10 protein-coding genes are annotated in these 7,850 nt (G+C 31.8%); 2 read left to right on the top strand and 8 right to left on the bottom strand.

The window, feature by feature from the left end; genetic code table 11:
- Positions 1-60 precede the first annotated feature (60 nt).
- Entirely contained in the window at positions 61-234 is a 174-nt protein-coding gene (locus tag BA053_RS07375; RefSeq protein WP_156517996.1) for a hypothetical protein, read from the top strand.
- A gap of 16 nt (positions 235-250) precedes the next feature.
- Here BA053_RS07375 and BA053_RS04400 read toward each other — a convergent pair whose 3' ends face one another.
- The 8 genes from BA053_RS04400 to BA053_RS04370 form a co-directional block, all read right to left on the bottom strand.
- Complete coding sequence (locus BA053_RS04400) at positions 251-1,501, bottom strand: citrate synthase (RefSeq protein WP_065095328.1); 1,251 nt, start codon at positions 1,499-1,501, stop codon at positions 251-253.
- A gap of 80 nt (positions 1,502-1,581) precedes the next feature.
- Positions 1,582-1,851, bottom strand: coding sequence for a 30S ribosomal protein S20 (gene rpsT / locus BA053_RS04395; protein ID WP_012673338.1), 270 nt, complete (start codon positions 1,849-1,851; stop codon positions 1,582-1,584).
- A 51-nt stretch (positions 1,852-1,902) separates the two neighbouring features.
- The gene (locus BA053_RS04390; protein WP_065094623.1) at positions 1,903-2,628 is read right to left on the bottom strand and encodes a lysophospholipid acyltransferase family protein; all 726 of its coding nucleotides are present in this window, start codon (positions 2,626-2,628) and stop codon (positions 1,903-1,905) included.
- A 55-nt stretch (positions 2,629-2,683) separates the two neighbouring features.
- Positions 2,684-3,670, bottom strand: coding sequence for a tyrosine recombinase (locus tag BA053_RS04385; protein WP_065094624.1), 987 nt, complete (start codon positions 3,668-3,670; stop codon positions 2,684-2,686).
- Positions 3,660-3,830 carry a hypothetical protein gene (locus BA053_RS07685; protein WP_006279319.1) on the bottom strand — a complete coding sequence of 57 codons (171 nt, stop codon included), beginning with the start codon at positions 3,828-3,830 and terminating at the stop codon, positions 3,660-3,662. Before BA053_RS07685 ends, BA053_RS04385 begins: the two co-directional genes overlap by 11 nt.
- Before the next feature lie 205 nt (positions 3,831-4,035).
- Positions 4,036-4,671 carry a DnaA ATPase domain-containing protein gene (locus tag BA053_RS04380; protein WP_065094625.1) on the bottom strand — a complete coding sequence of 212 codons (636 nt, stop codon included), beginning with the start codon at positions 4,669-4,671 and terminating at the stop codon, positions 4,036-4,038.
- A gap of 129 nt (positions 4,672-4,800) precedes the next feature.
- Entirely contained in the window at positions 4,801-5,874 is a 1,074-nt protein-coding gene (locus BA053_RS04375; RefSeq protein ID WP_065094626.1) for an AI-2E family transporter, read from the bottom strand.
- Positions 5,875-5,923: 49 nt separating this feature from the next.
- Complete coding sequence (locus BA053_RS04370; protein ID WP_065094627.1) at positions 5,924-6,820, bottom strand: PGAP1-like alpha/beta domain-containing protein; 897 nt, start codon at positions 6,818-6,820, stop codon at positions 5,924-5,926.
- Positions 6,821-6,906: 86 nt separating this feature from the next.
- Here BA053_RS04370 and BA053_RS04365 point away from each other — a divergent pair.
- Positions 6,907-7,850, top strand: a 944-nt coding sequence (locus BA053_RS04365; protein WP_065106803.1) for an IspD/TarI family cytidylyltransferase, incomplete at its 3' end; no start/stop codon positions are given.

The following is a 7,850-nucleotide window of genomic DNA, read 5'->3' as shown; positions in this document are numbered from 1 at the left end:
GGACAGCCGCAATAAAGTAGATAAGCCTAAACGCCATCATGTCTTTAGGAGAGTTTGCTAATGAAAGTTCTTAAGTTGACGCCATTGGCTGAACGGATACGGAATGACACCATCCTTTTTTTTGGATTCCAGACTGGAATGACACCTCTGGACACTTCCGTCGTAAAGGAACCAGTGTCAGCTACTCGGATGACACCTTTTTTCTACTTAGTTTGGGTTATGCAAGAAGTCTAATGAAGTGAAAATAAATTTATTTACCAAAATAGAGTTGCCTTGGTCTACAGATCTTAGTTTCTTTATCATTTATCATTTCATACCACTGAGTAACCCAACCAGTGGTTCTTGCAAGTGCAAAAATAGGCGTGAACATATTTGAGGGAATATCGATAGCATTCATTATTATACCTGAGTAAAAATCAACATTTGGATATAACTTACGCACAATAAAATATTCATCCTTTAAAGCTATTTCTTCAAGTTTTTTTGCAATTTTGAGCAATTCATTATTTTGTTCTAGTTTACTTAGAACCTCATGGCAAGCGTCTTTCAATATGCGCGCGCGCGGATCATAATTTTTATAAACACGATGTCCAAATCCCATCAATTTAAATGGATCTTTATCATCTTTAGCTTTTTCGATGAATTTATCTATATCTCCACTTTGCTCTATCTCTTTTAGCATATTTATAACTGCCTCATTAGCTCCACCATGTGCTGGTCCCCAAAGTGTAGCAACTCCTGCAGAGAGGCTTGCAAACAGATTAGAACCAGCCGATCCCACCAATCTGACAGCCGCCGTAGAAGCATTCTGTTCATGATCAGCATGGAGAGTAAATATTTTATCCAGAGCTTTTGCAAAAAGGGCGCTTTTATCATTATCAACAGCATCGCCAAATATCATCTTTAAGAAATTTTCACTGTAACTTAATTCATTGTTAGCATTTATGAATTCCTGATTGTTGATATGCCTATAAATCATTGCAACAATTGCAGGAAATTGTGCTATTGCAGAAATTCCAAAATCTAGATCTTCACCATTGATATTGTTGCCATGCTTTTCATGGTAAGATGCTGACAAACTTGCAAAACATGCAATTAAAATCGACATAGGGTGAGCAGTCTTTGGAAATGCTTTGATTACATTTGTAACTTGCTCTGATACTTTGGATAATTTTTGTATTTTGAGAAGAAATTTTTTGTGTTGCTCTGAACTGGGTAATTCACCATAGAGCAATAAATAAATCACAGCAGTAAAACTATTATTCTCTGCCAAATCAGCTATATCATGTCCCCTATATTTAAGAACTCCTTCATCTCCATCAATGAATGTAATTGTGGAAGAGCATGAAGCTGTAGAAACAAACCCCGGATCATAAGTGAATAATCCTGTCGTCTTATATAAATCCTTGATATTTAACACGTCAGGACCTATTGTTCCACTTAATACAGGTAGCTCGATTTTTAATCCATTACTTAGTTCTAATAGCACTTTTTTATCCATCACTTAAGCTACTTAAATTTTATACAGAATATACAAACTGAAGAGTATATATTAATACAGTTAACTTTACATTAACCGTATTAAGCGGTCATCAATGCTTTTACTTTTGCATTTAAGCGACTTATTTTACGCGCAGCAGTATTCCTATGAATAACACCTTTATTCACACACTTGTGTAAATTAGATTCAGCATTCCGAAATGCCAGAACAACATTTTCTTTGTCGCCAGACTTGATTATATCAACCAATTTTCTAATAGAGGTGCGAGTTTTACTTTTCCGCATCTTATTTATTAAAGTGCGCTTTGCTATTACCTTTATCATTTTTTTAGCACTCTTATGATTTGCCATATATTAATACCTAAAATACTGTACTTTTCTTTTAATTATAAAGTTTTTTTGTTAATTTGCAATATCAGTTTTTCCTATGGTTAATCTACTGCTTCTCTCTTCAATAATTTTTTCTAAACTTTGCAAGAATTCATTTTTGTTTAACCCAGGATATATTGGGGGCAATATTTCTATTACTGCCTTTCCGGGATTCTTTCTCAGAGAAAGTATGCTTTTTGGCCAAAACAAACCAGTGTTTAAAGCAACCGGTAACACAGGAACAGATAATACGCTATATAAAGCAGCAATACCTGGTTGATATTTTATATTTTGGTTTATAGTTGTTCTTGTACCTTCAGGAAATATTATTATGCTTCTATTTTCTTTTATACGCATTTTTGCTAGTTTGATTATATGGCGTATAGAACTGATACCATCTGAACGGTTAATAAAAATCATTTTCAGCGCTATAAGATGCAAACCAATGAATGGAATCCATTTCAATTCACGTTTTAAAATAAAAACCGCTTTTCTAAATAGTAGTATAAAAATAAATGTTTCAAATGGAGATTGGTGTTTAGATGCAATGATAAAAGGTTGCTTAGGGATGTTTTCCGTTCCCCTCACTTCATATTTAATGCCACATAATAAACGCAGCATGAATAATACAACTCTCACCGAACAGACGAGGAAAATGGTTATTACACACTCAGAAAAGAAAATTACAGGGAGAGTAATGAAAGTATAGAATACCTCCCATAATATAAGAAAGAAATTAAACAATAAACTTGAAATCACAAACTCACATAAATTTATTTAAATTTAACTTTATTACAAATTAAAAACAATAAATTTAATTATTGATCATCTGAGTAATAGGATGCGAATCAGCTAATTTGTCCTTTAACTTTTCGTTAGCAATATGAGTATATATTTGTGTTGTAGAAAGGTTAGTATGGCCAAGAACTTTCTGTATCAACACAATATTTGCTCCGCTATTTAGTAGATGGGTAGCAAAAGAATGCCTAATCACGTGTGGAGAGATTTTATTTTCATCAATATTGCATTTTCTTGCTAACTCCTTCATTAATTGACCGACCCTCTGCCTTGTAATTGGTTTATTAGGTTTATCACCTGGGAATAGCCAATCAGACTCCTTTCTGTTAGAGAGCAGATTGTCACGAACTGATAAATAATTTCTAAGGCTCTGCAATGCTTGTTCATTAAAAAGAATTTGCCTCTCTCTACCACTTTTTCCTTTTATTATTATATAGCATTCTTTGTTATTACTGTTTATTAAATGCGACACTTCACATAATTTCATACTAATTAGTTCAGAAACACGCATTCCAGAAGAGTAAAGGATATCTAAAATCGCACATAGCCTTTTACTGCTTATCTCTTTATTCGATTCGCTTGCTGATTTTCTCACTGCGTCCATTAGCAAAAATATTTCTTCGACACTTAAATACTTAGGCAAAGGACGAGAAACTTTTGGATTCTTTAATTCAGCATCATTAGCCGGCGCTGGATTAAAATCTATTATTCCGTCATTAAATAGACACTTGTAAAAATTTTTCATAGCGGATATTTTTCTTGATATAGAGCTACTTTTATATTTTTCTTGTGTACATAAAGATTTCACATAATCTTTAATATTGGTTTTGTTTACACCAACCAAGGTAGTGCCGCTTTCCAATAAAAATTCTTCAAACTGGTGTAAATCCGAACGATAACTTTCCAGAGTATTTTGTGTAGCGGACCTCTCTGAAGCTAAAGCATCTATGTAATATGTTATGTAAAGATTTTCTTTTTTATTTTGCGACTGTTTATTTTTCATTATCAGCTCCTATATTTATTTCTTTGGCTATAATTTGATTAGAAGTGTTCCCTGTGTTTCTTATGAGAAAATATGAGACAAATAAAGCATTTATCAATAGAGTGAACATCACAAACTTTTGCTTTAACCTTTTTCTTAAATTTAATCTTACTCTTATCATAGTTAAATTATAACGTTAAATCTATAAAAAACACCTTATAAAGTGAGCTCTACTATAAATATAGAATACTTCTTAGCTGTATCTATCTATATTTATTATAACATAACATTGATTATGATTCTAACATGGACAGATAGAGATTTCAATTACGTTAGTGTTATGGGTGTTAATAAATTTTTAATATACACCTTTACAAAAGAAGAAATCAAATGGCATCTTTTTTTAATAAAGTGCTAATAAAAGGAACGGTCACATTCGACCCTATAGATTCATTATCTATCTTCTCTATAATTTTATCAATGCTATAGAAAGAACGTTCTATTCTTGCTAAAATATAATTAATCACTTTTAAATCAATTTTTAACTGTTTATCTGAAAATCGTTTTATTAGCATAATTCTTAATAATTCCTCGCTTGCAGGCAAAATTTTTACGCTGATAGTTGATAATATTCGAGAACTTAAATCTCTTAGTTTGAAGTTAAGCTTTTTTGGTGAAATTGAAGAAGTGATTAGCAGCCTCTTGTCACTTTCTTTCATGTAATTGTAACAATGTAATAACATTGCTTCATCTTTAATGTTTTGTACGTCTTCTAAAATAAAAGCATCGCTATACCTAATCTCGCTTACGAAGTTATTCACATTGATAAAAATTGCATCGTTTATTGATTGCCAAATATGAGCAAGATGAGTTTTACCGGAGCTTTTAGGTCCAAAAAGAATCAGACATTTCCAAGATAAATCATTAACTACCGAATTATACACGTGCTTATTTTCATCTAAGACGATGTAATTTTGCCGACTATAATCATCTTGATTGTTGTTAAATAAATTTAATTGCACGTTGAACCTCTTACGTAACCTCTTTCTGGTAGTAATTTTTGCGCAGAAATTTACTTACGCTCCTCAAATATCTCAGGTATTCTGGGCTCATTTCTCCTCTTACCATAAATTGATTATGCAAAAGGTCTGTTAGCCGTTTTTATAAAGCTCACTTTTAAAATATTTATTGATTGCATATTCTACTGATACATTGAACATTGCTATTATTGGAATAAAAAGTAATATACCTGTAAATCCAAAATATGAAGCGCATATAGTAATTCCCAGAATAATTACAGTTGGATGTATATGAACTTTTTTTCCTATTAATAAAGGAACTAATATGTTTGAATCTATTAATTGTCCAACACCAAATAATAGCAAAACAGCAGCACTTTCAAACCATCCACTAAATTGAGTGATAGCGCTCAAGAACCCAATAATGGTATATAATAGTGGCCCTACGTAAGGTATGAATGTTAATATTCCTGATAAAATTCCAATAACAATAGAGTGTTTCAATCCGATTATGCTCAGGCTCACAGAGTAAAAGACCATCATGACAATACATACATTTACCTGCCCCTTTAGATAATTAGATATAATGAAATCCACTTTGGAAAAATAATTTGCAACTTTTTCTCTATAAGGAATAGGAATTAATTTATTAGCTTTTTCTATAATTAAAGGCCAATCACGTAATATATAGAAAAACACTACAGGAGTAATCACCATTAATGATACTGTGTGAATCAAGCTAAAGCTTGAACTTAACACTTGGATTATAAAGTTACTAGCAATATCAAGAGCATTCATGAAATAAGATACATAGTTGCTGTAATTTTCTGCTAGATTTTTAGATAAGTGATCAAATAAGCTATCCTCGATTTTTATATTAAGAAATTCTAATACAGAGGGGATTACTTTAAGCTTTAATGAAGGCACTTTACTCACTAAGAAATTTAATATTGAAGTAATTTGAACATATATAATAGGTAAAACAAATGTTATAACTAGTATAAAAGCTATTAATAAAACAAGTATTATAAAAATTACAGAACATGAACGCGGTATTCTATACTTTTCAAATTTGACTACTAGCGGATTAAACAAATATGCAATAACAATAGATATTAAACATGGAAAAATCATAGGACGCATCAGGAATAACATCCCTATTATAAAAAGCAGTGTAAAACAAATAGTTATATGACGTTTTTGCATGCTTTTAGCATAGTCAATTTACTGAAAAATATACAGTTTATTGTAAATACTATCTATTCATTGTTTTATCAATTTTATTAAGTATTAGATCAGTCAAATTTTTACCCAATTCTTGACTGAATAAAACTTCGTTATGTGGATCATCTTCACACCTTTTCGAATTAACAGTCTTGATCAATTTTCCACGTAGCAATACATCATTTTCTATTGCGTGCACCAATTGTGCAGGTTGTGGTATTAAGTGATCTCCTTTGCTATTAATAACTATTATTGGCATATTCAATTTTCCCTCATCTTGCAACTTTCGTATATCGTTCACTAAATCAAAATCTAGATCTAAAGCCTTTAGCAATTTTTTAAAAATGGATGGGGGCAACATACTTAAAATTTTTGCTTGAGGGATCGGAAAATGCTCTATTGCTGTATGAAAAGAGCTGAAAGTGCTAGTAAAAATAACACCTCCAAGTTTAACGTTTTTGTCTGCAAAGTGCTTCAAAACTGCCGATGTAACTGCTCCTCCAAAGGAATGGCCAAAAAGTATAATGTTTTCAGGCCTCACATCCTTGTCCATTAATTCATTGATTTTTTCTATCGAGGGCTTAAGCAAACTTTGATCTCTATTTATAAAGGGAATAACAATAAGCATTACGGATAAAAAAATGCAAATTAAAGCAGCTAAGCTTGCTAAACCAACTACTCCAGCTGTTATGGGGCTTATAAGTAGTAATATTGCAATGGGCACTGGTACAGATGCCACGAGGAACAAAAAGCTAACTGCAGCATAAGTTATGTAGTTCTGAAATGCGCTTGGATATTTATGTGCATGGCTATTATTCAATACTTTTAAATCTTGTACATAATTGTAAGCACTTTTATAGTTATCCCCTATTCCATGAAAGAATATAAGGTGTATCTCATTTTCTTTATTACACTTAGTAATGTGCATTCTAGCATCGTATTATATCTTCATTAAGATAATACACTCTTTTTTTAAAACTGTAAATAACCTGTTACTATACACTTACGCTGAAAATGATAAATATGCACACTAACAGACTTAAGAAATACAAAATAGCAGCATTAATAGTTGCAGCGGGAGTAGGCAGTAGATGCAATTCTACGCTTCCTAAGCAATATATAAAACTGGCAGGTAAATCTGTTTTATTTCATACAATTAGAAAATTTTTAGCTAACCAATATATAGATTATATAAGAATAGCAATTAATAGAGACCATGAAAGTTTTTATAGGGAAGCGATGGAGCTCTTGTACAACCATTACTTAAGTGAAAAATCAGCGGTACACTCCTTCCAGCGCGTGACGCTGAAATCTAGAAAAAAAGAAACAAGTAGTCAAGCTACTTGGATGACAGGAGGTGTAGACACTAAATTACTAAGTCCAATATACGGAGGAGAAAGCAGGCAAAATTCAGTTAAACTAGGGCTTGAAAGCTTACAAAAAGTTAACCCAGATTTTGTAATTATACACGATGCTTGTAGACCTTTTGTGTCAAATGTTCTGATAGATAACTTGGTTGAATCTATGATTAATGATCAATATATAGGAGTAGTTCCAGCAATAGATGTTGAAGATACTATGTCATTGGTGAGTAATAATTTTGTTGAATCTACGATTTCAAGAGGAAAACTCAGAGCCATACAAACTCCTCAAATTTTTAACTTTAAAGAACTATTATCATGTCACCAATCAACCAAAGAATTTACTGATGATTCATCACTAATGATAGAGCATAAAAAACATGTTGCGATTATTAAAGGTGAAAAAAGCAATTTTAAGTTAACCACAAAAGAGGATATCAATATGGCAAAACTCCTTTTTGAAGAGCCAAAATTTCGTGTCGGCACTGGTTATGACATACACAGATTTATAAAAATTCAAGATAGCACTAAGTGCCTTATAAAGATTTGCAGTGTAGAAATTGAGCACAACATGGTAATAGGAGCACATTCAGATGG

The organism is Wolbachia endosymbiont of Nomada ferruginata, assembly GCF_001675785.1.
GTDB classification, from domain to species: Bacteria; Pseudomonadota; Alphaproteobacteria; order Rickettsiales; family Anaplasmataceae; genus Wolbachia; species Wolbachia pipientis.
The sequence above is the reverse complement of the archived record's forward strand: the minus strand, read 5'-3'. Positions and strand labels throughout refer to the sequence as shown.

What these genes read in the sequence shown, in the direction of transcription:
- BA053_RS07375 (WP_156517996.1), top strand. Translation starts at nt 61, where the DNA reads ATGAAAGTTCTTAAGTTGACGCCATTGGCTGAACGGATACGGAATGAC.
- BA053_RS04400 (WP_065095328.1), bottom strand. Translation starts at nt 1,501, where the DNA reads ATGGATAAAAAAGTGCTATTAGAACTAAGTAATGGATTAAAAATCGAG.
- rpsT (WP_012673338.1), bottom strand. Translation starts at nt 1,851, where the DNA reads ATGGCAAATCATAAGAGTGCTAAAAAAATGATAAAGGTAATAGCAAAG.
- BA053_RS04385 (WP_065094624.1), bottom strand. Translation starts at nt 3,670, where the DNA reads ATGAAAAATAAACAGTCGCAAAATAAAAAAGAAAATCTTTACATAACA.
- BA053_RS07685 (WP_006279319.1), bottom strand. Translation starts at nt 3,830, where the DNA reads ATGATAAGAGTAAGATTAAATTTAAGAAAAAGGTTAAAGCAAAAGTTT.
- BA053_RS04375 (WP_065094626.1), bottom strand. Translation starts at nt 5,874, where the DNA reads ATGCAAAAACGTCATATAACTATTTGTTTTACACTGCTTTTTATAATA.
- BA053_RS04370 (WP_065094627.1), bottom strand. Translation starts at nt 6,820, where the DNA reads ATGCACATTACTAAGTGTAATAAAGAAAATGAGATACACCTTATATTC.